Consider the following 25,226-nt stretch of genomic DNA (forward strand, 5'->3'; position numbering starts at 1 on the left):
TAACCATTGATACTTTTTTAAATCAACCTATCATATTCCTATTTCCCCTAACCTGCCACTTTTTTGTTCTTAATATTTATCATATTTCATATTTGATTGTTGTACTATTTTCAAATGTCTCTAATATTTCCTGAGTTCTAAGTCCATATACTCCGCTGGTATCATAGTTATCCTTCCCCAATAGAGTATTCACCACTCTTTTTATTAATGGCAGCTGGACATGCTCCGGTTGTGGAAATTCTATTTCATATGATTTGTCTTCTTTTATTACAGTTAAATTATCATATAACATAATGGGTAACTTTATTGAGCCTTTACTTCCAATTATGGTTAATTCATCCCTTCTTTCATTTCCGTTAAAAGAAAGTTGTATACTTCCCTGAATATTGTTTTTAAATTGAAGAATACCGGAAGTAACATCGTTTACATTTAACGCTTTGCTTTGATTGCAGGATATTCCCGATGCCTGCTTAACATCCCCAAACAAAAAAATCATTGTATCAATCATATGGGAGCCTATATCATATAATAATCCCCCGCCTGCCACCTCTTTGCTTAGAAGCCATGGGCGGTTAGGATCTCCCTTTGGTATACCGGAGGTATAGAAATACTGAAAGGATCTTACTTCACCGATTTCCTTGGATTCCAGCATTTCTTTTACTTTATTAAATTTATCTTGTCCTCTTCTATAATAAGCCACAAACAATGGGACATTATTATCCTTACAAACCTGAATCATTTCTTCGCATTCCGTCACTGTCATAGCCATTGGCTTTTCAACATAAACCGCCTTTCCATATTTAGCAGCTTCCAGAGTATAAAAATGATGCATATTAGGAGGAGTAGCAATATAAACCGCATCAATATCTTTGTCTTTTAATAATTCTAGATAATTTGTTGTGTATTTAGGTACATTATGTCTCTTGGCATAATCTTTTAATTTTTCCTCATCCCGTCTCATAACTGCTAAAAGATTAGCACCTTCAATCTTTTGAAAAGCGGGACCGCTTTTCACCTCAGTTACAGCTCCACAACCTATAATTCCAAAGTTAACTACTTTCATCAATAATCTCCTTAATATATACTGGTTCTACAGTTTTATCATTCATTTATAATAAACATAACAGGATTAATACGCCATTAAAACATATTGATTCTTACTTCTTAGTCTATCATAAACCTGTCTAAAATGTAAGAGAAAACATAAAAGAACTGTTGAAAAAGTGTCCTTCTAAGTACTGATTCATCTTTGCTGAATTATTTTCTTAGAATGACAATTTTTCAACAGCTGCTTTCTATTCGCTAGTTTACATACTTGTTTTACATCTTTACTATTTTATATTTTTACTATTTCATCTCTTTCATTTTATTTTTATCATTTCATCTCTATCTTTTATTGATTTATTACTAACAATGGTCTCATCATATCATTATCCTCATGTTCTAGTATATGGCAATGCCATACATAATCTCCAACATGCTCTTTAAAATGCATGATAACCGATGTTACCTGCCCTGGTTCTGCCCTTGCCACGTCTTTCGGTCCGGTTTCATAACTAAGGGGAGGTGTTAAACTATTTATATCAAATATATAGTTTCCATGTTCATCAAAATCACTCGGTGTAAATACCTTTCTTCCCAATATCTCGAAATGAACCAGATGAACATGCATTGGATGAGGAAAGGCAAAGTTGTTTACAAAATGCCATATTTCAATGGTATCTAATTTTGGCGTTTCAGTAACCGGAGCATCCCACATTCTACCGTTCAGCAGATGCTGTGCTCTTCCATAATGATCTGTGGTTTCAACTAACTGCATTGTTCTCTCTTTAGCAGCTAACTTTGGATCCATTTTGTGAGCAGCCATTAGTTCTTTAGGAATCACACTTGTATCCGGACAAGACAATTCTTTACTTACTTTGAATTTCATTATATTTTCCATGCCAGGACTTGGTGGACCTTGGGCAATGTTTTCTAAGATAATTTCCTGTCCTTTATATTCTGAAAAGTCAACAATGACATCAATTCTTTCAGCCGGTTCCATAATAAAAGAATCAATCTCTACAGGATGATGCAATAATCCTAATTCAGTACCAATCTGATGGAATTTTGCCCCATTACTTAATTTAAGTTCATAAGCTCGTGCATTGGAGCCATTTAATATCCGAAATCTGTATTTACGAGGCTCAACTTCAAAGTATGGCCAAAGCTTACCATTTACCACTACAGTATTTCCAAAGAAAACAGGTGGTATTGACGGAATGGGATTCTCAACAGGTGGTGTTGCATTATCCGGATAGAATAAGGAACCATCCTTATTAAAAGATTTATCCTGTATCAATATTGGTACTTCAAAAGGACCTTTTGGAAGATTTAATCGTCTCTCTAAAAAGTCTCTTATAAAATAAAAGCCGGCTAATCCTGCGTATACATTTAATCTGGTTATTCCTACTGCATGATCATGATACCACAAGATACCTCCAGCTTGATGATTGGTATATTCGTATACTTCCCGGGTATATTTATATCCCACATACTCATTATCTCTTGAAAACCAGGCGTCCGGATGACCATCACTGTCAGCTGCAACATTAGCGCCATGAAGATGCACTACCGTTCTTACATCCGGTGTATCCATAGTTCCATGAAGGGTATGATCTACCGGAAGGATGTGTTTCGTAGGTAATTTATTCTCCCATTTCACTTTAATTGGTATATCTTTTTCAACTTCAAAGGTTGGACCTGGGTAGGTTCCATTATAACCCCAAATGTTTGTTAAAGGAAAATTCTTATGAAATCTATGTTTTCCCTGGCGCATTATAATATTATAAAACAGCTCTTCTTTCTTTGATGAATCACATTGATTAACAGGCTCTGCTACATCTGGTATCGGCATTGGATCCACGAATTTAGGTATGGTAGTGGGATCCGTTGGGTCCACTTTAATTACTTCGGGTTTTTCGTATCTTCCCGATTCTGCATAATCTCCCTGATTTGCATATTCTTTTGATTTATTATATTCTACTGCTTCTTTATTTTCTTCTACTTCTTTATTCTCTTCTACTTCTTTATTCTCTTCTACTTCTTTATTCTCTTCTACTTCTTTATTTTCTTCTATTTCTCTATTTTCTTCTGCTTCTTCATGTTCTTCCAGGCCTTCATATTTTCCCAGTTCTTCATATTCTTCCGGCGCTTTTGACCTACGTATTATATAACTAGCCATATTGACACCTCCATCTATAATTAACATAAATAATCTTAATAAGACTATAATATTATATGTTTCAATTATAGTTTTGTGTTATATTATGGCGTATTATAAGGCATTATGTCGTTATGGATTAAATCATATCTTCTACCTTATTACATCTATAACTTTATCAATTTCAAATTGTGAATTAATCATCAGCCACAATTTATTAAAAAAGTTCATAATATTCCAAACTGCTATACCACCCAATCTGGTTTCTCCAACTAATTGGATATAGGCATTTATACTTCGTGCATCTGCAAATTGTACGAAGTATTCATTATTACCTATTATATATATAAAATAAGCGGATTCTGTTATCGTATCATATTCGATTGGTACATTATGTTCCCGGGCTAAATCGACTGCAGCTCTATTAGACATTGAATGCCCCCTGGTGACACATTCCAGATAGGGAAGCTCCCATATATATCCAATGGTTGATATTCCCACCTGTAATTTTTCGGGTGGTATTAGTGAAATAGCAATATCAATAAACTGCTGGGCCGATTGAAAAGCTATTGTGCTAGGAGGAATTCCAATAGAAAGTCCCAACTCATAAGGTAAAAGAATAGTAAAATCTACATAATCACTTATATTTGCATATTGAAGTTCAGAGTATGCAATTCCTGTTAATAATTCAAATGTACTAGCACCATATGTATTAAATACTTCATATCCTTGTTCCCTAATAATATTTGCAAAATCCACCATAAATTTTATATATAATTCACGGTCTTCCGGAAAAATATATACAATATCGAAATTCACCCCATAATACCCTTTTGTATTTAAAATACGTAAAATAGCATTAACATAACGATTTTGAATCTCCATATTATTAAGTATGCTATGTGTAATATCATTTTCTCTATTATCACTTTCCGGAAATGTAATTAACATAATAGGGGCAACTCCGTATTCTTTAGCGGTCTGAATAATCTCCGTATCATTTATATCAACTAGGTTACCGTCTGGCATAGTAGAATAACTATAGATATTTAAATAAGTTAGAAAAGGTAAGGTCTTTCTAAGAGTGGAACTTTCAATAAAAGGATAAGTATATCCATTCACGGCAATTTTCTTAATTTTTGTATCCGCGTATTTGATAACTAAGGTTTCTCCAACTATTAAATATTCTCTATCTGAAATATGAGGGTTATTTCTTAATAGCTCCATTACAGTTACATCATTGGCTTTTGCAATACCTGCTAAGGTATCTCCTTCTTGAACGGTATAGGTTATCTCAGGATATAATATGACCAGGGTTTCTCCAACTGTAAGATTACTGGGATTTGTTATACCGTTTTCTATAATTAATCTATCTGCAGAAAGTCCATATAGATTTGCTATGGATTCAGCTGTTTCCCCTGGTTGAACTATATGTATCAGCATAATTACCTCTAGGCAAAGTCTTTGATTAAATATATGAATTTATATAGTATATAATGTAAGAAAAGCCGGAGTTCATTCAACTTTATGAACGAATCTTGTTTGGCAGCGGTTTTACTTTACATATTTTACGATCATATGTGAATAATCCGTTTACTTCATCCTCCACATCAGAAAGCTGTGTATATACCGCAGCGCATAATCCGTTCTTCTTAAGTTCTGTAATATCTTCTGCAAATATCTTTTGATAATCCTTATCTAAATCTTCCTCATTCAAATAGATTCGATATCCGTAAATTTGCCAAGAATAAGAATGTTCTTTTATATAACAGGCAAAACCACCGAATTCAGATAATACAATAGGCCGTTTTCCAGACTTTATCTTTAGCTTATGAAAATAATTGTGTATGCTTTTAAAATCTCCGCATTTTTGATCAAACCAGCCGCTTGCATGGTCAATGAGTCTGGTTTTATCCATTTCTTTCAATCTGGCATATATTTTTTTAGCATCAAATTGTCCCCAAGCTTCATTAAACGGAACCCAAACCACAATGGATGGACAATTATATAGATGCTCTACAGTTTCTTCACACTCTTTTGCCCATTCCTTCCGTCCCTCTGCATTTTTTCTGCCAAATAGTCGGTAATGTTTGTCTTTTAGCATCTTTGCAGAACTAGGAAATAAAGTAGGCAGATAACCAACTATTAATTCATTGTATTTTTCTCCTCCATTTACCATGTCCTGCCACACTAAAACGCCTAAACGGTCACAATGATAATACCAGCGAAGCGGCTCTATTTTAATGTGTTTACGTATCATGTTAAAGCCCAGCTCTTTTGCTTTTTGAATATCAAATATAAGTGCTTCATCACTAGGCGCAGTGTATAAACCATCCGGCCAGTATCCCTGATCTAATATACCATTTTGAAAATAGTGCTTATGATTGAGATAGATTCTGGGGATGCCATCACTATCCATTTGTATCTCTACTACCCTCATTGCAAAATAAGTTTCTACCCGGTCGTCCCCCACCTCAATAACCATATCATATAAGAAAGGATTCTCCGGGCTCCAATATTCAAAGTTACTCATAGGAATAACAACATTGGGATACTCACTGGTTTCAGATTTTATTAAAGTTCCTTTCGCATATACATCAATTTGAAATTCTATGTTTTCCACATTTCCGGAAGTCACACTTTCATAAGTATCCCCTGAAGAATTGTTATCTTCCCTATGTATATCTGAACTATTGCTATTAATCAGGATATTTACTTCTACTGCACTTTGCAGTACCAGTGGGGTAATCTTTACTGATTCAATATATATATTAGGAACCCATTCCATCCAGACCGTCTGCCAAATCCCACTTTGGGCAGTATAAAACATACCTCCACGATCCAATTTCTGTTTACCTCTGCTGTGATAAGAAGTATCACTTTTATCAGATACCTTTAGAATAAGTATATTCTCACCTGTTATAATTTCGTTAGTAAGATCCACAGAGAATGGCAGATACCCACCTAAATGTTCCTTTAGCTTTTTATTATTGAAATATACTTCACAGAATTGATCCACTGCTCCAAAATGCAGAATGCACCTTTTATTATAAGGTAAGGTATCAATCTTAATCCTTCTCTCATACCACAGAAATTCTCCTGGCATTAATTGCTTATTCACTCCGGATAAGATACTTTCCGGAGAAAATGGTACTAATATTCTGCCTTGGTATTCTTCAGGCATAGAAGAATCCTTAGTAATACAATAATCCCAATATCCGTTTAATATGGTATAATTATCTCTTCTCAGCTGGGGTCTTGGATACTCCTCCAGAACATGATCCGGATTTAATTGCTCCCCCCAGGTTGTATATAGCTCATGATGGGACTTATTCTTTTCTTTAAATTTCATAGTTCGAATGGCATCTCTTAGTTTCAACCTATCACCTTCCTATTTTAACGTTCATGCAACTGCACCTATCAGCTTCCTAGTATAACCCTATTCATTATATACCTATAATATTATAGCCTCCTATTCGATAAATAATTACCAAATTAAGAGGCTATAAATGACTATTTAAATAAAATAAAAAATGCGATTACAATTACGCCAAGTACAATACGATACCAGCCAAAGGCTTTAAAATCGTTATTTTTAATGTATTTAATAAGAAACTTAATTGCAATAATTGAGACAACAAAAGCCGAAATCATACCTGTTAACAGTATTGCCAGCTCTGCTCCTGTAAAGCTAAAACCAAATTTGATTAATTTTAAAGCACTTGCGCCAAACATTACCGGAATGGCTAAAAAGAAGGAATATTCAGCAGCTATATGACGTGAAGTTCCAAGTATAATGGCTCCAAGAATCGTTGCACCAGAACGTGAAGTACCGGGAACTAATGATAAAACCTGGAATAACCCAATATATAATGCAGTTTTATAGGATAAATCCTTAAAACTATTGATTTGTGTCTTTCTTCCTTTGTTTCGGTTTTCAATAACAATAAAAAGCACACCATAAAGGATTAATGTTATCGCTACTGTTACATCATTATAAAAATGTGCATCAAACCAATCATCAAATAATACACCTAAGATACCTGCTGGAATAACACCAACAATTACTTTAAACCAAATACTCATGGTATCTTTCTTTTCCTGAAGAGATTTCTTAGGAGAAAAAGGATTAAGTTTGTGAAAATAAAGTATTACAACTGCCATAATAGCACCTAACTGAATTACTACTCTCATCATTTCCATAAATTCAGCAGAAACATTTAATGTTAATAAGTTTTCAAATAATATCAAATGTCCTGTACTGCTAATAGGCAGCCACTCTGTAATTCCCTCAACTATACCTAATATTAATGCCTTAATAATTTCTATGAAATCCATTTTTATCCTCCAATATTCCTTACGTAATAATTAGAATTATATAACATTCATATAGAAAAGTACAACATAAAATTCCAAAGATATGAATTGATTTTATTTTTTAAGAATAAAGGTATCTGGTTTCTTGGGTCCTATCATATCTTTCATATTTAATCTTCATGTTTTTATCTTCATATTTTATCTTCATAGTTTATTTCCAAATCACCACAATATTTTCTTTCCATACTATGTCTTGCCTTACGATTCTCTACCGTATCAAAAATAATAGAAAAATCATAGTCTTCCGGATATAACTCTTCCGCAGCCACATGTAATTTAACACGTTTATGGTTGATCCATATCTTTTTATCCGGTAATTGAACCCGCAGAACACCTTTATCATTAACTTTCTCACAAACAATACCGATTTTTTTATCTGGTAAAACCATAACGCTATCACCCAGGTTAAACTTTTCTGTAATACTCTGCTGATTCTTTTTCTCTCTTATCTTAGAAATAATTGGTGCAGATTCCCGTCGTACTTCTTCTTTCGTTAAGCCCAAGAATTCCAACTCTACTTTCCCATAAGCCGCCATACTCGCATTGCGGAGCATGCCACCCGGCATGCCAAGACGTTTTGCTATATAAAGGGCACAACTTTCCCCGGCTTTTCCAATTTCCAGTTGGTATAGTGGTTTTAATGTTTCCCGGTGAAAGGTCATTCGTGCATTCAGAATACTTTCTGTTTTTTCAGCATAATTCTTAACTTCCGGATAATGAGTGGTAACTAGGAAAAGACAATTGGACTTTCTTAGTTCCTCTAATATTGCAATTGCGATTCCCATGCCCTCTGTAGGATCCGTGCCGGAACCCAATTCATCCATAATCACAAGACTGTCTCTGCTGGTTTTCTTTAAGATATCTAACACATTCGTAATATGGGCTGAAAAGGTTGATAAGTTCTCAGATATATTCTGTCCGTCACCAATATCACAAAGCACCTGATTATTCAAGCAAATATCCGCTTCATCACATGGAATGTGAAGCCCGCATTGAGCCATCAAGCAATGTAATCCCACTGTTTTGATTGCAACTGTTTTTCCGCCTGTATTTGGTCCGGTAATAATAACTCCATTGGTATCGCCCCCAAGATTGAAGTTTAATGGTATACAGATATTTTTATCCATTAAAGGATGCTTTCCATTTACAATTTTTATAACCCTATCTGTATTAATATGAGGGGTTTTGCCATCCAGTTCTACACTAAGTTTTCCTTTTGCAAATATATAATCCAGCTTCTCCATGATTTTGGTATTTTGTAAAAAAACCTCTATCTGCTCTGCCACCATAGATGTCAGTGTATATAAAATTCTTCGTTCTTCGTTGTCTTCTTCAATCTTTAACTCCTGCAGTTCTTCATTCAAACTAGCAACTGCTGTTGGTTCTATAAAAAGAGTGGCTCCTGTAGAAGATTTATCAATCACACTTCCATTTATTTTGAACTTACAATCTTTCTTTACCGGCAGGCATATACGCCCATTGCGGATGGTAATAAATTGATCCGATAAACAATCCTTATTAGACTTTAGAATAGACTCTGCCTTCATACGCATCTTGTTATCCAGTCTTTCAATCTCACTGCGGAGATCCTTTAATAACTTGCTGGCATAATCATCTACCCTGTTGTTTCTGATTTTATTATTCAACTCTTCTCTTAATTCATCTAGAGAATCCAACTCTACTTCATAATATGGCAAGCTAAGTTCAAGAACCTTACAGCGGCATAAGAAATCTTTTAATCTTCTTACCGCAGTTAAAGTAATAGCAATATATTCTAATTGCTCCGCAGCAAGGCAGCCCTCTTTCTCTGCAACTAACAAAAGTTCTCCTACTCCTGACAGGGATACAAGAGGGGGATTTCCCATCTTATCCAGAATAATTCTAGCTTCTGTAGTTTCTCTTTGTTTTGCTAACACGTCTCTTTCTGCCATAAATGGTTCTAACTTTCTTATCTCTTCTTTTGCATTCTCTGTATAAGCATATTCCTCTAATTTATTTAGTATCTTATTAAACTCTAATATTTGAAATGAATGATTCATGTTTGTACTCCTTTACAAAAAAAACCTATAAGACCATAGCATCATAGTCTTATAGGTATTATCCTAATCATAATTGTGTATGTGCTACATCTATTACGGAATCAAAACAGGCAAAAAAAACAAACCCTAAGTTTTAAACTTAAAAGGTAAAAAATAAAACTGTCAGCAATTATCTGCGGACACCTGTTTTGCTACATTCAGTTACTTAAATTCCATAAATTGATGCAATTAACAAACACGCACAACCTTTCATTCCAAAATATGTATTCATAATAGCATGGTAAAAATCAAATGTCAATAAAAAGTTTAGCTTACATCTGTTTTCTAACAATTTTATATTCATCATTAAATTGAAAATGTGGGCAATTATGATAAGAATTACTTAAAAACCTTACCATTTCATCTTCATCTAAATTAACATCACATACATAACAATTGTATTCATCATCATATACAAAATTCATACAATACTCACAATTGGTTCCTTTCATAAAATATCCTCCTGTACAATTTTGGCATCATCAATATATCAAACAATTTTTTGAGCCATTTATTTGCAAGTAAAAATGTAAGTCCAACACTACCAAGTATTACAAGAATATCAATATACGCCGGTCCTTCTTTTATCATAACAAAAAATCCAGCATGAACTAATATATTTCGAATCCAAACATGAGTCATGTAGATTGGAAGGGTACGGCTGCCAAGTTCCGAAAAAAACAGTTTACATCTGGGAACAAGGAGCATTACAGCTGCAGACGTTATTATGGCGGCACCATACCATATGCCTCTAAACAGTATTCCATAAGGAGCTAAATTGCCCAACACTTCCGAATATGGTGTCCCGCCATATAGGATGCCATAATCCGCACTTAATTCTTTCCAGAATACCGCAATACAAATGAATTCTACTATAAGGAAAGATAGTGCCAAAAGTCTGAAACGTTTGTTCAAGAATTCTTCCAGTTTTTCTTTAGATAAATAAAACCCTATTGCAAAAAACGGAAAGAATACCAATACTCTGGATAAAGAAAAATCAAATCTTATACTATTAAAATACCCTGCAGCTAATCCCAACAAAACCGTTCCCGGTATGAAATACCTGGGTTTTACACGTTCCATAACCGGAACAAACAGGTACCAGATACATAGGGATATGAGATACCAGGGAGCAGAAGAATCATGAAACAATTCCAATGCAAAATTGCCTGAAAAAATGAACTTTATCATTGCATTACCAATCTTAAAAAGCAGATACATTGAGAAAATGGATAAGACTTTATCAATCCTAAGTCTTCCCCCTGCATTCATATTCTTTGCAAGTAAGCCATTGATAAATATAAAACAAGGCATATGAAAGATATAAATAAAATAAACCAGTTTATCAATTATCTTTATATCACACAATTTAAAGCTAAAATGCCCCACAACAACAAGAGTTATTAAGATAAACTTAAGATTGTCCAAAAAATAACTTCGACTATTTTCTATTGTATTATCACTAACACTATCCGGATAATACCACTTTCTCATAATACTTTTCATAGAATCCTCCGCTTTACAATGATAAATAAAATCCCCTAACCTAATTATCACAATGAGATAGTATATTCCAAAAGTATGAATTCTGCAACATAAATCGTATGCCATAATGTAACAATATTGTCACATAATCTTAATTTGTAAATTTCCTTTGATATTGGTATAATTTTTATGATAATAATACAAATATAAAGAACACCAATAAGATTAAACCTCTGATTTGCTGTTAATATTAGTAGAATTATGTATATTAATTTTTCTTCAGGAGGTAGCTATGAAAAAAGCACTAAAAATTCTATTATTTTCCTTGTCGATTCTTACATTAACCGGATGCGGCAAAAAAGCAGACCAACCTACAGCATGGAATGCAAATCAGGAAAAAGAACAAGGAAAGAACACCCCGTCTCCAATGTCGGAAGAAATCCCCCCGGCAAATGGTGAAACAACTGATGAGAGCTCATCTTTCAGTAAAACATCTGATACTATAAAGGGCAGCCTTTATCCGGTATATATAACAGAAAATAATAAAAGAAAATACGGCTATAGTAATAATAAAGGGGATTTTATAATTCAACCAGCTTATGATGATGCCACTAATTTTACAGAAGGATTCGCCATTGTCAATACTGGGGACACCTATAAAGTAATTGATACAACCGGCAATGTAATATATAAAAGCGATTCCAGCATAGAACCTTTTAAAAATGGCGCTGCTATTATTAATAAATTTACAGATAAACTATTATACGGTTATATTGACACCGCCGGCAATATAATTGCAAATGGAAACTTCTATGAATTTGCAGATAATTTCAATTCTGACAATAAAGCTTTCGTATATTCCGCAGGAAAAAGCAGCATAATCGACAAAACAGGCAATATTTTAGAAAGCTATCCTGTTGATACCAAATATCAGGATGTAATTGATATTCAGGATGGCTATATTCTCTATTCTGACCCTGATACTGGGAATTATGGTGTGATTAACTATAAGGGCGAAGAATTACTTGAGCCTAAAAGTAATCCAACAATAGTCAGGTACCTTGGAAACGATATATTTGAAATTAAACAGAACCAGGAAGATTCTTATCTGCCACCTTCTTATATTCCATCTGCTCTTATGAATATAAAAGGCGAACAACTTACTGATTTTAATATCTATGATTTAAGTGATTTTAATAATGGTTACGCATCTGTTACAGATGACAAGTATACATTTTTTATAGATACCTCCGGTAAAGAAGTTTCTAATATTCCAAAACTGGAAGGACGAGGAACCCTTACCCTGCTTGGAGATGTTATAAAAGCTGAGATTGATAAGGATTTGTTATATATAAAAAAAGAAGGTATCATAGTATGGCATAATAGTAATGAATATAGTCTGTCACCTGATATCCATGTTAAAGAGGTAAAATATAAACCAAGCAAATGCGTCACTGTATATTACCCTGTAATAAATGGACTAAAGTCAAAAGAAGCTGAAAAAAAGATAAATGAAAAATTGCATGAACTCTTTATAGACCACAGAAAGAATATTACTAAAGAAGACCAGCTGTCTGTTGAAGATAGTTTTACAGCTAAATTACAAAACCAATTACTTGTTATTAATCAAACAGGCTATGATTATCCATTTGGTGCTGCTCACGGAATGCCTATTAATAATTACTACTATTTTAGTATAAAGACAGGTGAACTCTATACCTTAAAAGACCTGTTTGAAAAAGATAGGGATTATGTTTCCGCTATTAACGAAATCATAAAAGGAATGATTAAAAAAGAGGAAAAGAACGAAGGTTCTATGTTTTTCCCGGATAGCTTTATAACAATATTAGAAGATCATAATTTCTATCTAACCGAAGAAGGTCTTGTTATATATTTCTATCCTTATGATATAGCTCCGTATGCAGCTGGATTTCCAGAGTTTATAATACCATTTGATAGGTTAAATAATATAATTAATAAACAGGGAACATTTTGGAAAGCTTTTAAGGAATAAACAAATAAGAGACTATCTCTAAACAACAGTCTCTTAAGTGTTAACTATATATATAATAACTTCCCCACCACAATTAATAAGTTGATAACTTTATTTAGTAAAAATACATGTTTTTTGGAAAGAAATAGGCAGCGATAGAAACTGCCTATTCTTTATAGGAGGACACCTACTACAATCTATCAAATAATTCAGTCATTTTCTCTGGTAATATTGGTTCACTAACGTAATATCCCTGAACGATATCACATTCCTGTTGCTTTAAGAAATCATATTGTTCTTTTGTTTCAACACCTTCTGCAATAATAGCTGCATTAATCTTATGTCCTAACAAAATAATCATCTCAATAATGGATTGATTTACTTTTGATTTAAAATCCTCTATAAACGATTTATCTATCTTTAGATTATCAACCTCTATGCTTTGGAGGTAATTTAAGGAATTGTAACCGGTTCCAAAATCATCGATAGAAAACTTAATGCCTTGTCTTTTCAGTCTCATTAAATTCTTAGAGACTATACTGTTATATTCCATATGTACTGTTTCTGTTATTTCAAGTTGAAGGTATTCCGGCGTTAATCCAGTTTCTTCTAGAGTTTTTAAAATCATTCTTGCAAAGCCTTTTTGCTGCAACTGGATAACCGAAACATTGACAGAAATAAAATAATTATTATATCCCATATCATGCCAAGCTTTCAATTGACTGCAGGCTTGTCTCACAACCCATTCTCCGATGGGTATAATGTGCATAGTTTCTTCTGCTATAGGGACGAACTCTTTAGGACTTATGGTACCTCTATGAGGATGATTCCATCTCAATAATGCTTCCATACCAATCATCTTATTTGTCTTAGTATTAATTAACGGCTGATAGCATAAATAAAAGTCTTCATTATCTATTGCATAATTAAGATCTGTTTTAAGATCTGTTATATTATAAACATCATAACACATAAGCAAATTCACTCCTATCCTATGAACATTTATATTGCTCATATTCGCTTTTTGATTTTTCTTTTGTATATCTCCCAACATAACAACCTCACTTAACCTATCTTTAGTAATTCTAACAAATTATATCAATAGTTGAAATACCTTTTTAGAAATATTTTTATTTGCATATGATTTTTTTATAATTTTTGTTTATTTTTCTTAAATCTATTTAATTATTTGAAATAATTGATTAATTTTCCCATTTATTCACCGAAACTTCTCCGGAATCCAAATTCATCCGTTGTCATTTATTATTATAAGTTGTATAAAAAGAAAATGCCATGACGTTTTTAGAGATTTTTATAAATTCTCCAAAAACGTCATGGCTAATGAGTTCAGTATACATTAATATATACTTAATTAGCAAATGTCATTACATAACTAAGAACGAAAAAAATTTAAAAGATAAAAGGAGAGATTGATTATGAAAAATTTAAAGTCTAAAGTTTTAGTGGTTGTTTCATTATTAATGCTTACATTGGTTATCACTGTTAAGGTTGCTCCAGTTACACAAAATAATACTGTTAGTACTCTTAGCCTTGGATATGACATTGATTCAAATTATTAATTAATTTAGCTTTTCATTATAATTCCTATAATAATATTTTTGTATCGTATCTCTAAATTTAAAATCTTTCATTAAGTCACTAATATAAAAAGCCTGTTGTAAATAGTTTATACGGGCTTTTTTATTTTCTTCACTTATATTATTCTTATCAATTTTTTCAAGACAACAAGACTTTTCAGCTAAAAAAACAGCAAGTAAATTTCCGCGTGCACATCTTAATGATAATTTAATACCTTTATCACAGATCTTTTCTCCTTCTTGGGGATTACCATTGTCTTCTAAATACATGGATAAGTTAGCCATTATCATTAAACTGGCTACAGAATGATATTTTTCATCAACTTTACTTTTTTCATAATTTTCCAGGACTTCATTTAAAAGATTAATAGACTTATCTATAAAACCTAAATTTTTATAAATTATTGCCACTCTATTAATTAGAAAGGCTTCTTCTCTTGAAATATAATTATTCTTAATTGAGGTCGTACCGTAGTTTTTCATAGTATATCTTAATGCTTGTTCATATCCAGTCAATGCCTGTTCTGAATTTATTTTTCCCGTTCTGTAATCTAAATAGGTATGATAATGTACTAAAAATTGTTTATTTTCAGGCTTATTATCATCTAATTCTTGTTCCAGATTATTAAATATTATTTCTGCCTCTTCGTATTTATGAAGAGATGCCATTTTTGTAATCTCTCTCTTCTTTTCAAATATTTCAAAATTCTCAGTTGATATAAAACTATTATACATATCTTTATTTATCCCCATACGTGATGTCAATGACTGAAAATTCTTTATACTTGGTGCTCTTTTCCCGGATTCAATACGGGATAACGTTTCTGGTGAGCAGATATTCCCACTTAAGGTTTCCTGGGATAATCCATTGGCAATACGGCAGTTCTTGATAAATTCATTTACTAAATATAACTCACTTTGGGTATTTTCTAGTAATAAAGTGGAAGTTTCATTGGAGGTGGTAAAATTGTATTCCTTATAAAGCTCATTTAAACTATCAAATTGACGGGTTATCCGTTTTAATAGTTCCTGGTTATTCTGATGCCTTAAACCAATCATACAAAGTTGCAGCAGCTCAGACAAGCAGTTAATAACACCATTTGAAACAATTAGATCTATGGTTTTTAAAGATACGGTTACTAATTCATCATATTTTTCATCTTGCAGTAATAACTTTGACAGTAAATATACTGCTTTGGGATATACCTTTACTTTTTCTTCCTCATCCGAATACTTTTGATCAAGGTAATCAATTACATTATGTAATAATTGAAGTGCTTGTCCCTCCTGTTCCGTATTAGAATATGCCTGGGCAAGCATAAGCAAAAGATAAATTTCTTCAATACTCAATAAATATTTTAAGATATTTTCGATTTCGAAGGAAGGCAAAGTCATATTTATTGCCTCCAATAAATATTCAATGTTTTTATTAGTATCATGTTTTAATTCATCGGCCAGTACTGACTTTATTTTATATATGTATTGTTGATGAAGTTTTTCTTCGCATTCCTTTTGTTCCTCATAAGCAATTAATTCTTCTCTAGCTAATTCAAAATTATGTTCAAAAATGGCTTTTTCAATTGCTTGTCTTTTTTCAAACAGAAAATAATCTCTCTCCGATAATATGGTTTCTAATTTATCCGGGGATTTTCCAAGCCTTTGAAGAAGCGCATCCAATAAAAACTTATCCGGAATCCTCTCTCCTAATTCTATTCTTGATAAAGTTGCATCGGAACATAAGCCGCTGCATAACATTTCCTGAGAAATGTTATAGTGCTTTCGAAGCGTAAATATAATTTTTCCAATATCATTTTGTCTCATGTTAAAAACTCCTTTAATCTCGCTAATTACTATATTTATACTTACATGCTCTGAAATTAACTTAGTATTTTCCATAGTTAACCAATTTCTAAGCTTTAATGTATTTTACCACATTGTTTTACAAATTACCAGAATATTGATGTGGTTCTCCACAAAAGAAGAAATATCTTGCAAAATAAAAAAGCAGCTTAAAAACTGCTATTCTATCGTTGCACCAAAAGGCATCAAAGCCAGTTTGGCTATTTTAAAATGTTGTAATCCAAAAGGGATTCCTATAATAGTAATGCATAAGATAACACCAAATGAAGCAGATACAATTGCAAGAGGGATTCCCGTAATGAGAATCCATAAGATATTTAATAACAAAGAGCCCGCCCCGCCTCCATAATGTATTTCTTTTCCAAAGGGAAAGAAACTCAAACCTGCAAACTTAAAGCATTGAATACCAATGGGTACTCCTACAATACTAATACACCATAGACAACCAGCAAGTGCCCATGACAATCCACTAACGAACCCTCCAAAGATAAACCATATTATATTCCCTAAGCAACCCATAAACACACTCCTTATAAAATTCAATATTAATGTTGAAAAACAATATATTCTCCATGATAATTTCCCCATAGAGTACAGGGTTCCTTTGTAAAATAAAAAGTAGAGAATAACATCTCCGTATTATTTAATTTAATTATGATATTAATTAATATCTCATCCAATGGAAATATGATTTCTTCCCAAGAAAAAGAAATGGCTTTTATATAATTTATTTCCTCTTCATTTAGTATAGAATTCACTTTTTTCTTTGCTTCATTGTCTAATCTATAATAATAAAAATCGGCAAAAGAATGCTCCGGACCATTTAATAACCAGAGCTTTCTGATATGTTCACACGTCTCTTCCTGATTCCAAGAAACTACTTTATAGTTATAATACTCAAAACCCTCTTGTATATGTTCCAAGTATATTGCTCCTGCTTCTTTTAATTGTTCAATTGTAAGCATATACCCTCCACTTTTTTGCAATCAGTAGATCATATCCGCGAAACTATCTATATCATTGTTTCAAATTTGTCATTATTTCAAAATTTGTCATGTTTCAAAATTATTTAATTAATGAGCACCCACAACCTTTAGTGATAATATAAGTCTATATACTTTCGCTAAAGCTCAACTTTGCACCTACTTCTGATTTTTCACAAAAATATTTCATTATATCTCTTCTTGTTACGATTCCTATAAAATAATTCCTATCATCAATAACAGGTACAAAATTCTGATCCATGGCTCGAATCATAAGTTCTTCCATCCTGGCTGTTATCCTTACAGGAGGATTTTTGTCTGGTTTTAGTATATCTTTAATTTTTATATTCTCTAAACGCTTCATACATGTTGTTGTCTGTAAGTCCTGATTATCTTGCTCTAAGATATGCCATAAAAAGTCACCCTCACTTACAGTTCCTATATACTTATTACCTTTGGATAATACCGGTATTGCTGCATATCCATGTTGGTGTAATTTTTCTAATCCTTGACGTAATGTACAATCATTATATAAATATGCCACTTCACTTTTTGTAATTAAAAAATACGCTATATTCATAACATTTACTCCTCATGTATATAATCTTTATAATCTAAACTTTTTACATTTGTATCATTTAAATAAATACAATATTACCTCTAACCCACTATTATAACTAATTATACCATACAATTAACAGGAGTAGTTATTAATTTTTAATTAAGTATATCATTCTTTATTTATCCATCAATTTACCCCAAAACTAACTGTCATTCTGAGTCTGCAATTTTCACTGAACCCCATGATCAAGAACTTGTCTATTAATTTTGTCATATGCAGTGTTAATACGACATTGTTTATTAATAAATAAAATAGCAGCCGAAAACACATTGTAGGCAGATACTTACCAAGGATGTGAGTTCGGCTGCTATATAACTTAGATTGAATGCATCGGTTATTCGTAACATACTATACCTATTACCTATATTAAGCTAATCTTCCTACCGGAATTAATTTATCTAAAACTGATTGTGCTCCTCTGTGGCAGTTTATAAATTGAGCAGTCAGATTATTACCTGCCGTTAAACCAAAATGAGTTCCACTTGCCCAAGGTCTAATGTGACTCATATCGTAAACAATTCCATTAATGGCCACATATGGCGGTTTCCCATTAGTGCCGTTATATTCGGCTAATTCCTCCAAAGTGAATTCTTTTTCCTCAAAATTTTCCATATCATATTCAGAATTTATTTCGTTATTATTTTCCGGACTAATTGTAAATTCATTTTTCGTTTCTTGTTCTGCTCGAATATGAAATTGATTTGCCATATTAAATTCCGGATTAATATTGTATTCATGATCTAAATTATATAGGCCTTCTTTTATGGGCCCTTTTTCTCCTTGTTGTCGGCTGACGATGTAATTACTTTCTTCAGAGGGATTATGTACGTTTTTTACTTCCAGCTGTATAACTTCTTCCAGTTCACCAATAAGCACATTCGTTCTTTGCTGTATCTGTTCATAATAGTAATTTTTTTCATAAGTGGACATGGAATAAATCTGCATTTGCTGAAAGTAACAAATATCACTCTCATACTTAGTTATTAGATCACTAATACTCTCTTTCATATTCCCTCCAAAACAAAATCATTTACATTCTATCCTATATAAAGTATGCATATCAGTTTATTTAATGCATATAACTTTTTGAGGGTTAATTAATGTATGTTTTATATTATGGATTCTGGGCTACCTCCATAGTTCCGGAATAGTACGGAACTATGATATATGCTCCTTCGTGAATAACATCGGAAGTCAGTCCGTTGCTTCTTTTGATTTCTTTAATATATGTACGAATATCTGAATACTCTTCTGTTATATGTCTTTCAGCAATACTCCAAAGGGAATCCCCCTCTTCAATTCTAACGCTGGTAACCAGTTTTTCTTTTGCAGATGATTTTTGTGCAAATACTTGAGTTGATATAGTAAAAGTTGAAAGAAGGATTATAGTAAAAATTAACGCACTTAATATAATCATTGTTGGATTTTTCTCAAACATAAGTGCAAGTTTCCCTTGAAATGTACTTCTTTGAATAGTACGTGTACGATACATATGATTCATATTTCATACCTCCCGGTTTTTCTCTATACGTTTACCTTATGTTCCCTATATTCTTGTTTTCAAGTTCTGATATACCAAATTGCCCGAACAAGTGTTGCGAACACACGTTTTCTTTTTCTTGCATTTATTATATTCTCCAAACATTTGTTTGTCAATAGGTTTTTAAAAAAATTACGAACATAAGTTTTGCATTTTGAAAATTTATGTGCTATAATAAGAAAGAAATTAGCGTATTAAGCTATTTGAATCATTAAGATTTATAATGGACGAAAACGAAAGATTTAAATTATTTTTCCGGATAAATATTTTCCTGCAAAGAATTACCGGGTCAAGAAACTATACGATTGGAGGTATAAGAATGAGTTATGGTAAGATAAGTGCCAAACAAAAAGAAATCTTAGAGTATTTGAAATCACAGATTATTAATAAAGGATATCCGCCTGCTGTACGTGAAATATGCGAAGCGGTTAACTTAAAATCAACATCTTCTGTTCATTCACACCTTGAAACACTTGAGAAAAACGGTTACATAAGACGTGACCCTTCCAAACCCCGTGCTATTGAAATTATTGATGATGAGTTTAATTTAACAAGAAGGGAACTTGTGAACGTACCTATAGTTGGTACAATTACAGCAGGTGAACCAATTCTTGCCGTTGAAAACATTGAAGGATACTTTCCTGTTCCTTCCGAATACATGCCTAATGAAGAAACTTTTATGTTAAAAGTAAAAGGGGAGAGTATGGTTAATGCCGGTATACTTGACGGCGACAAAATATTAGTACAAAAACAACCTACTGCTTCCAATGGAGAAATTGTTGTAGCATTAATTGACGATTCTGTTACGGTTAAAACATTTTATAAAGAAAAAGGTTATTACCGATTACAGCCGGAGAATGATACTATGGACCCAATTATAGTTTCCGAAGTAAACATATTGGGTAAAGTTATTGGTTTATTCCGTGTTTTCCATTAATCCAAAGCCCTACATAAAATAATTAAGGCTGTTACTTACTGTCATTCTGAATCTTGAATTGAAACTCCATGATAACCATGATATTTCAAATACGATTTCAGAATATATCGTAATGTAACAGCCATTTTAGTTTTTATATAATCTTATGCTTCCAGTTGTTCTCTACTTACTAATGTGCCATCTCTCCAGATTCTTTCCAAATCATAGAATAGTCTGTCTTCTTTAGAGAATACATGGATTACAACATCGCCATAATCTAATAGAATCCAGCTTGAGGTACGCAAACCTTCCACACGTTTGGGATTGTAACCATTTTTTCCAAGCAGTTCCTGAACATTATCAACCAGTGCCTGTACTTGTGATGTATTGGTACCGTTTGCTATTATAAAATAATCTGCTATTATTGAAATATTACCTATTTCTAATACTTTAATGTCTTCAGCCTTTTTATCTTCTAATGCTTCATATGCTAATCTAGCCATCTCTTTTGCTGTATTGTTCATTGAATATCCCCTTTCAAGGTTTTATTTTAGAATAATATGAAACTGGATTTAGAATCATATTTATTTTTTTAAGGCGGAGCATTTTCATGAATATATCACTTACTGTGAAGTAGAAATCACAGATTATCTGATGATACTTTTATAATATTCATATGCTTCCACTGTTGTACTATCAATTTCTAATCGAATTTTTTTTAAATAATTGAGTGTACTCTCAAGAATCTGATATACTGCAAGATCTAAGTTCTCAAATGCTAAAATTCTAATCTCATGAAGATTGGGTATTCTTTCAGAAGACCGGTTTGGCTCAATATAATCCGCTGTAAAAACAATCTTTTCAAGCAAACTCATATCCGGTTTACCTGTGGTATGATAGCTTATGGCAGATTGAATTTCTTTATCCTCAATACCATATTTGAATTCCGCATAATAAGCTCCCAATTTGCCATGTAATAAATAGGGGCTTTTTTCTTCTGCATCTGAAATGGACAACCCATACTTATGGCACTCAGAAAGAAGTACCGCACCGGACAAACATTTTGCACTATCATGAAGCAGTCCGGCTATTAATGCTTTTTCTTCATCTGCACCGTGTTTTAAAGCCATTGCAAAGCTGGTGGTCTGTACTCCTAATGTATGATAAAATCTTTTCTCCGTTTGGACTTTTGCCATAGCCTGTTGTAAACCAAACAAATCATATTGCATAATTTAAAGCCTTTCCCAATAAACTTTCTTAAAATACTATTCCAGTCTTTTATAAATTCTAGTTTTATAGAAATCCTGTGTTTATAACATTCCTGTGTTTTCTTCTAATCCGCATATAATCCATGATCCCGAATATATTGTTCTACCTGGCTTGGTACATAATACCGAATTGATTTTCCCGATTTTATATACTCCCTTAGCATTTCTGAAGATAAATCCATATTTGGAATCTCCAATACATGGATCTTTCCATGATAAATTTTATTTAAATGATGTACCTGATCTTCTATTTTATCTTTTGAAGAATGATATCTTCCAGCTGCCACAATATGTGCAAGTCTGAAAATAGTATCGGGTTCTCTCCATTTTTCAATCTGCTGCAAGGAATCCCATCCCAGAATAAAATAATATTCATTTTCCGGATAATCTTTGGTTAATTGCTGTAATGTATCTGCCGTATAAGTAATTCCTTCCCGATCCAGCTCCATAGAAGACATTTCAAAATGAGGGTTACCATCTATTGCCAGCCTTACCATTTCCTTTCGATGGTGATCACTGACAATTGGCTCATGAAGTTTATGGGGCGGCTTCTTGGAAGGCATTATTAAGATTTTATCCAACTGTAATTGTTCATAAGCACTTTCTGCAAGTATTAGATGTGCTATATGAATGGGATTAAAAGTTCCTCCCATGATTCCAATCTTATTCATATATACTCCTGCCCTTAGAAACGCTCCCGGATATGTCCTATTTATACAGCGTCTCTATTTTAACTGTTTCTTACTTCGTTGCTTTCTTTTCCTTAGGTAGTTCAATCTTTTTCTTATTCTTAGATTCTCTGTAAAGAACAATCTTTTTCCCAATTACCTGTACAACTTCAGAGTGTGTTCTTTCTCCTAAAATTTGTGCAATCTCCTTTGGATCATCTAAACAATTCTTAAGCACATGGATTTTAACCAATTCTCTTGCTTCTAATGCTTCATTTAGTCCAGTGGTTAATTCCGGTGTAATACTTGATTTTCCAATCTGGTAAATGGGATCTATATTCATAGCTAAGCCTTTTAAATAAGCTCTTTGTTTACTTGTCATAAAATCTCCTCTAATTCATTTATAAGATGTAATTACTCAATTACTCTTTTACCTATATTCCTTTTATTTATAATAATCAAATTGCAAACCGTACATTCTTACCGTGTCGCCTTCTTGAATTCCTAAGTTCTCCAATTCTTCAAGAATTCCGTTGTCCTTTAAGAAACGTTGGAAGAATTCAAATCCACGTTCAGAATCAAGATTTGTATAACCTAACATTCTATCAATACGGGGACCTTCCACAACAAATACATGTTCTCCTTCTCTTTCCACCGTATATGGTTCGTTAGAAAAGGTATTCTCTTCCGGAAAATATTCTCTTTCGAAAATAACCGGTGCAGTATCTACGGAATCCAGCATTTCTCTTACATGATATAGCAGCTCTTTGATACCTTTACCACTTACTGCAGAGATAGGAAATACTTTAATTCCCTGTGGTTCAAAAGTATCTTTTAGCTTCTGAATTACTTCTTCTTCATCCTCACCAAATAAAACATCTAATTTATTGGCCGCTATTACCTGAGGTCTCTTAGTCAGTTCTTCATTATATGCAGCTAATTCACCATTGATTGTTTTAATGTCTTCAATCGGGTCTCTTCCTTCTGTAGAAGCAGCATCCACCATATGAATAATTACTTTTGTTCTTTCAATATGTTTCAAGAATTCATGTCCAAGGCCAATTCCTTCCGATGCGCCTTCAATTAAACCGGGTATATCTGCAATTACAAATCCGTCTGCACCCTCTAAATCCACAACACCTAAATTAGGATTTAATGTTGTAAAATGATAATTTGCAATCTTTGGTCTTGCATTAGTAACTCTGGATAATAGGGTTGACTTACCTACGTTAGGGAATCCAACTAAACCGACATCTGCAATTACCTTTAATTCAAGGGTAACATTTAATTCCCTGCTTGACTGACCGGGCTGAGCGTATTTAGGAACCTGCATGGTTGGCGTAGCATAATGCTGATTACCTTTTCCACCTCTGCCGCCTTTTAATATGGTCTGGCGTTTATTGCCATGGGACATATCCGCAATTACTTTTCCGGTTTCAGTATCTTTTATAACCGTACCTTCCGGAACTTTAATTACCAAATCTTCTCCATCCTTACCATGACAACGTTGTTTACTGCCGCTTTCACCATCTCCGGCACAATATTTTTTGTTGAATCTAAAATCAGACAAGGTATTAAGACCTTCATCCACTTCAAAAATTAAGTCTCCGCCTCTTCCGCCATCACCGCCATCCGGTCCGCCGGCTGCAACAAACATTTCTCTTCGAAAGCTTACATGTCCATCGCCGCCTTTACCAGATCGTATATATATTTTAGCATTATCTGCAAACATAATCTCACCTCTTATTCGTTTCAATATGTATAGTATTTATAAAATTAAGTTTCTTATTACAGAATTTCATCTGACATTTTCTTCATTATTTTCAATGTTTTTATTATAAACATAAAATATAAAAAATACAACAAAAACATTCAGGAAGTAACGTTTAATTGCTGCCTTTCTACACAAATAAACCCCAAATTCATGATTTAATCAAGAATTTGGGGTTTTAAATCATCTCAACCTATTTTGATTCTACAGGATAAACAGAAGCTTGCTTCTTGTCTCTGCCTTTTCTTTCAAAACGAAGAACACCATCTATTAATGCGAATAATGTATCATCTCCGCCACGTCCTACATTAAGACCTGGATGAATTTTAGTTCCACGTTGTCTGTATAGAATGTTTCCAGCTAATACAAACTGTCCGTCTGCTCTTTTCGCACCTAATCTTTTGGATTCGGAATCTCTACCGTTCTTAGTAGAACCAACACCCTTTTTATGAGCGAAAAACTGAAGGTTCATCTTTAACATAACCTACACCTCCTTGAAAGTTTAACACAGAACTTGCATTCACATGTTCTGCGGTACAAATTTAATATATTCTTGACCATATTCTTCTTGTATTCCTTGTAAACCCAGGAACAAAGAATTGAGTAATAAACTTGACTCATTACTTAGTTCTGAAACAATTTTGAAATCTATCATTCCACTCTTCTCGTTTTCCTTATATTCAAAGGTATCACGAGTAAAACTTTCTATAGAATTCATGGTATTGATTACCAGTACGGAAACTGCTGAACATACAATATCCTGTCCGCTTTCTGCAAACCCTGCATGTCCGGAGCAACTGAATCCAATAATCTTACCTTCTGCATTATTATACATAGATACTTTAATCATATCTCTACCAACTTG

At 33.0% G+C, this 25,226-nt stretch carries 25 protein-coding genes; 3 read left to right on the top strand and 22 right to left on the bottom strand.

Going from position 1 to position 25,226, the window contains the following annotated elements; genetic code table 11:
- Positions 1-79: 79 nt before the first annotated feature.
- The 8 genes from RT261_RS01805 to RT261_RS01840 all read right to left on the bottom strand — a co-directional run bounded on the left by RT261_RS01805 (position 80) and on the right by RT261_RS01840 (position 11,163).
- The gene (locus RT261_RS01805; RefSeq protein WP_313128611.1) at positions 80-1,063 is read right to left on the bottom strand and encodes a Gfo/Idh/MocA family protein; all 984 of its coding nucleotides are present in this window, start codon (positions 1,061-1,063) and stop codon (positions 80-82) included.
- Between the two features lie 330 nt (positions 1,064-1,393).
- Positions 1,394-3,223, bottom strand: coding sequence for a multicopper oxidase family protein (locus RT261_RS01810; protein WP_313128614.1), 1,830 nt, complete (start codon positions 3,221-3,223; stop codon positions 1,394-1,396).
- Positions 3,224-3,355: 132 nt separating this feature from the next.
- Positions 3,356-4,645 carry a LysM peptidoglycan-binding domain-containing protein gene (locus RT261_RS01815; RefSeq protein WP_313128617.1) on the bottom strand — a complete coding sequence of 430 codons (1,290 nt, stop codon included), beginning with the start codon at positions 4,643-4,645 and terminating at the stop codon, positions 3,356-3,358.
- Positions 4,646-4,727: 82 nt separating this feature from the next.
- Entirely contained in the window at positions 4,728-6,581 is a 1,854-nt protein-coding gene (locus tag RT261_RS01820) for a glycoside hydrolase family 2 protein (protein WP_313128620.1), read from the bottom strand.
- A 134-nt stretch (positions 6,582-6,715) separates the two neighbouring features.
- Positions 6,716-7,540 (bottom strand): undecaprenyl-diphosphate phosphatase, encoded by an 825-nt coding sequence (locus RT261_RS01825; protein WP_313128623.1) that lies wholly within the window; start codon positions 7,538-7,540, stop codon positions 6,716-6,718.
- Between the two features lie 170 nt (positions 7,541-7,710).
- Positions 7,711-9,618 (bottom strand): endonuclease MutS2, encoded by a 1,908-nt coding sequence (locus RT261_RS01830; RefSeq protein ID WP_313128625.1) that lies wholly within the window; start codon positions 9,616-9,618, stop codon positions 7,711-7,713.
- A 311-nt stretch (positions 9,619-9,929) separates the two neighbouring features.
- Positions 9,930-10,109 (bottom strand): DUF6472 family protein, encoded by a 180-nt coding sequence (locus RT261_RS01835; RefSeq protein ID WP_313128627.1) that lies wholly within the window; start codon positions 10,107-10,109, stop codon positions 9,930-9,932.
- Positions 10,090-11,163 (bottom strand): acyltransferase family protein, encoded by a 1,074-nt coding sequence (locus RT261_RS01840; protein ID WP_313128630.1) that lies wholly within the window; start codon positions 11,161-11,163, stop codon positions 10,090-10,092. The genes RT261_RS01835 and RT261_RS01840 overlap by 20 nt, the downstream gene beginning before the upstream one ends.
- A 271-nt stretch (positions 11,164-11,434) precedes the next feature.
- Between RT261_RS01840 and RT261_RS01845 the strand changes: the two genes are divergently transcribed.
- Entirely contained in the window at positions 11,435-13,156 is a 1,722-nt protein-coding gene (locus tag RT261_RS01845; protein WP_313128633.1) for a DUF3298 domain-containing protein, read from the top strand.
- A gap of 169 nt (positions 13,157-13,325) precedes the next feature.
- Here RT261_RS01845 and RT261_RS01850 read toward each other — a convergent pair whose 3' ends face one another.
- Positions 13,326-14,189 carry a putative bifunctional diguanylate cyclase/phosphodiesterase gene (locus RT261_RS01850; protein WP_313128635.1) on the bottom strand — a complete coding sequence of 288 codons (864 nt, stop codon included), beginning with the start codon at positions 14,187-14,189 and terminating at the stop codon, positions 13,326-13,328.
- A 382-nt stretch (positions 14,190-14,571) separates the two neighbouring features.
- Between RT261_RS01850 and RT261_RS01855 the strand changes: the two genes are divergently transcribed.
- Positions 14,572-14,715: a hypothetical protein gene (locus RT261_RS01855; protein WP_313128638.1), complete on the top strand. Its 144-nt coding sequence runs from the start codon at positions 14,572-14,574 to the stop codon at positions 14,713-14,715.
- Here RT261_RS01855 and RT261_RS01860 read toward each other — a convergent pair whose 3' ends face one another.
- The 6 genes from RT261_RS01860 to RT261_RS01885 form a co-directional block, all read right to left on the bottom strand.
- Entirely contained in the window at positions 14,716-16,554 is a 1,839-nt protein-coding gene (locus tag RT261_RS01860) for a helix-turn-helix domain-containing protein (protein ID WP_313128640.1), read from the bottom strand.
- 198 nt (positions 16,555-16,752) lie between these two features.
- A complete protein-coding gene (locus RT261_RS01865; RefSeq protein WP_313128643.1) occupies positions 16,753-17,112 on the bottom strand; it encodes a YccF domain-containing protein in 360 nt (119 codons plus the stop codon).
- A 26-nt stretch (positions 17,113-17,138) separates the two neighbouring features.
- On the bottom strand, positions 17,139-17,558 hold the full coding sequence (locus RT261_RS01870; RefSeq protein WP_313128645.1) for a hypothetical protein: 420 nt from the start codon (positions 17,556-17,558) through the stop codon (positions 17,139-17,141).
- A gap of 145 nt (positions 17,559-17,703) precedes the next feature.
- Positions 17,704-18,156 carry a CBS domain-containing protein gene (locus tag RT261_RS01875; RefSeq protein WP_313128648.1) on the bottom strand — a complete coding sequence of 151 codons (453 nt, stop codon included), beginning with the start codon at positions 18,154-18,156 and terminating at the stop codon, positions 17,704-17,706.
- Between the two features lie 408 nt (positions 18,157-18,564).
- Positions 18,565-19,206: a cytochrome b5 domain-containing protein gene (locus RT261_RS01880; protein ID WP_313128651.1), complete on the bottom strand. Its 642-nt coding sequence runs from the start codon at positions 19,204-19,206 to the stop codon at positions 18,565-18,567.
- Between the two features lie 106 nt (positions 19,207-19,312).
- Positions 19,313-19,699: a LysM peptidoglycan-binding domain-containing protein gene (locus tag RT261_RS01885; RefSeq protein WP_313128653.1), complete on the bottom strand. Its 387-nt coding sequence runs from the start codon at positions 19,697-19,699 to the stop codon at positions 19,313-19,315.
- A gap of 358 nt (positions 19,700-20,057) precedes the next feature.
- On the opposite strand from RT261_RS01885, the gene lexA reads away from it, so the two are divergent.
- Positions 20,058-20,675, top strand: a complete 618-nt coding sequence (lexA, locus tag RT261_RS01890) for a transcriptional repressor LexA (RefSeq protein WP_313128656.1) — start codon at positions 20,058-20,060, stop codon at positions 20,673-20,675.
- Between the two features lie 143 nt (positions 20,676-20,818).
- Here the strand turns inward: lexA and rsfS are convergent, their stop codons facing one another.
- The 7 genes from rsfS to RT261_RS01925 form a co-directional block, all read right to left on the bottom strand.
- A complete protein-coding gene (rsfS, locus tag RT261_RS01895; RefSeq protein WP_313128658.1) occupies positions 20,819-21,178 on the bottom strand; it encodes a ribosome silencing factor in 360 nt (119 codons plus the stop codon).
- 123 nt (positions 21,179-21,301) lie between these two features.
- A complete protein-coding gene (gene yqeK / locus RT261_RS01900; protein WP_313128661.1) occupies positions 21,302-21,883 on the bottom strand; it encodes a bis(5'-nucleosyl)-tetraphosphatase (symmetrical) YqeK in 582 nt (193 codons plus the stop codon).
- 104 nt (positions 21,884-21,987) lie between these two features.
- Complete coding sequence (nadD, locus tag RT261_RS01905) at positions 21,988-22,593, bottom strand: nicotinate-nucleotide adenylyltransferase (RefSeq protein WP_313128663.1); 606 nt, start codon at positions 22,591-22,593, stop codon at positions 21,988-21,990.
- A 70-nt stretch (positions 22,594-22,663) separates the two neighbouring features.
- A complete protein-coding gene (gene yhbY, locus RT261_RS01910) occupies positions 22,664-22,972 on the bottom strand; it encodes a ribosome assembly RNA-binding protein YhbY (RefSeq protein ID WP_313128666.1) in 309 nt (102 codons plus the stop codon).
- Between the two features lie 63 nt (positions 22,973-23,035).
- A complete protein-coding gene (gene obgE / locus RT261_RS01915; RefSeq protein ID WP_313128668.1) occupies positions 23,036-24,322 on the bottom strand; it encodes a GTPase ObgE in 1,287 nt (428 codons plus the stop codon).
- Positions 24,323-24,554: 232 nt separating this feature from the next.
- Positions 24,555-24,842 (bottom strand): 50S ribosomal protein L27, encoded by a 288-nt coding sequence (gene rpmA, locus RT261_RS01920; protein ID WP_091683602.1) that lies wholly within the window; start codon positions 24,840-24,842, stop codon positions 24,555-24,557.
- A gap of 39 nt (positions 24,843-24,881) precedes the next feature.
- Entirely contained in the window at positions 24,882-25,211 is a 330-nt protein-coding gene (locus RT261_RS01925; protein ID WP_313128673.1) for a ribosomal-processing cysteine protease Prp, read from the bottom strand.
- Positions 25,212-25,226: the final 15 nt, after the last annotated feature.

It is taken from the genome of Anaerocolumna sp., from assembly GCF_032079385.1.
In the GTDB taxonomy this organism is placed as follows: domain Bacteria; phylum Bacillota; class Clostridia; order Lachnospirales; family Lachnospiraceae; genus Anaerocolumna.

What these genes read in the sequence shown, in the direction of transcription:
- rpmA (WP_091683602.1), bottom strand. Translation starts at nt 24,842, where the DNA reads ATGTTAAAGATGAACCTTCAGTTTTTCGCTCATAAAAAGGGTGTTGGT.
- RT261_RS01805 (WP_313128611.1), bottom strand. Translation starts at nt 1,063, where the DNA reads ATGAAAGTAGTTAACTTTGGAATTATAGGTTGTGGAGCTGTAACTGAG.
- RT261_RS01860 (WP_313128640.1), bottom strand. Translation starts at nt 16,554, where the DNA reads ATGAGACAAAATGATATTGGAAAAATTATATTTACGCTTCGAAAGCAC.
- RT261_RS01840 (WP_313128630.1), bottom strand. Translation starts at nt 11,163, where the DNA reads ATGAAAAGTATTATGAGAAAGTGGTATTATCCGGATAGTGTTAGTGAT.
- lexA (WP_313128656.1), top strand. Translation starts at nt 20,058, where the DNA reads ATGAGTTATGGTAAGATAAGTGCCAAACAAAAAGAAATCTTAGAGTAT.
- yhbY (WP_313128666.1), bottom strand. Translation starts at nt 22,972, where the DNA reads ATGACAAGTAAACAAAGAGCTTATTTAAAAGGCTTAGCTATGAATATA.
- RT261_RS01885 (WP_313128653.1), bottom strand. Translation starts at nt 19,699, where the DNA reads ATGAATCATATGTATCGTACACGTACTATTCAAAGAAGTACATTTCAA.
- RT261_RS01865 (WP_313128643.1), bottom strand. Translation starts at nt 17,112, where the DNA reads ATGGGTTGCTTAGGGAATATAATATGGTTTATCTTTGGAGGGTTCGTT.
- yqeK (WP_313128661.1), bottom strand. Translation starts at nt 21,883, where the DNA reads ATGCAATATGATTTGTTTGGTTTACAACAGGCTATGGCAAAAGTCCAA.
- RT261_RS01875 (WP_313128648.1), bottom strand. Translation starts at nt 18,156, where the DNA reads ATGAATATAGCGTATTTTTTAATTACAAAAAGTGAAGTGGCATATTTA.
- nadD (WP_313128663.1), bottom strand. Translation starts at nt 22,593, where the DNA reads ATGAATAAGATTGGAATCATGGGAGGAACTTTTAATCCCATTCATATA.
- RT261_RS01835 (WP_313128627.1), bottom strand. Translation starts at nt 10,109, where the DNA reads ATGAAAGGAACCAATTGTGAGTATTGTATGAATTTTGTATATGATGAT.
- obgE (WP_313128668.1), bottom strand. Translation starts at nt 24,322, where the DNA reads ATGTTTGCAGATAATGCTAAAATATATATACGATCTGGTAAAGGCGGC.
- RT261_RS01845 (WP_313128633.1), top strand. Translation starts at nt 11,435, where the DNA reads ATGAAAAAAGCACTAAAAATTCTATTATTTTCCTTGTCGATTCTTACA.
- RT261_RS01810 (WP_313128614.1), bottom strand. Translation starts at nt 3,223, where the DNA reads ATGGCTAGTTATATAATACGTAGGTCAAAAGCGCCGGAAGAATATGAA.
- RT261_RS01880 (WP_313128651.1), bottom strand. Translation starts at nt 19,206, where the DNA reads ATGAAAGAGAGTATTAGTGATCTAATAACTAAGTATGAGAGTGATATT.
- RT261_RS01925 (WP_313128673.1), bottom strand. Translation starts at nt 25,211, where the DNA reads ATGATTAAAGTATCTATGTATAATAATGCAGAAGGTAAGATTATTGGA.
- rsfS (WP_313128658.1), bottom strand. Translation starts at nt 21,178, where the DNA reads ATGAACAATACAGCAAAAGAGATGGCTAGATTAGCATATGAAGCATTA.
- RT261_RS01855 (WP_313128638.1), top strand. Translation starts at nt 14,572, where the DNA reads ATGAAAAATTTAAAGTCTAAAGTTTTAGTGGTTGTTTCATTATTAATG.
- RT261_RS01815 (WP_313128617.1), bottom strand. Translation starts at nt 4,645, where the DNA reads ATGCTGATACATATAGTTCAACCAGGGGAAACAGCTGAATCCATAGCA.
- RT261_RS01825 (WP_313128623.1), bottom strand. Translation starts at nt 7,540, where the DNA reads ATGGATTTCATAGAAATTATTAAGGCATTAATATTAGGTATAGTTGAG.
- RT261_RS01870 (WP_313128645.1), bottom strand. Translation starts at nt 17,558, where the DNA reads ATGCTTACAATTGAACAATTAAAAGAAGCAGGAGCAATATACTTGGAA.
- RT261_RS01850 (WP_313128635.1), bottom strand. Translation starts at nt 14,189, where the DNA reads ATGTTGGGAGATATACAAAAGAAAAATCAAAAAGCGAATATGAGCAAT.
- RT261_RS01830 (WP_313128625.1), bottom strand. Translation starts at nt 9,618, where the DNA reads ATGAATCATTCATTTCAAATATTAGAGTTTAATAAGATACTAAATAAA.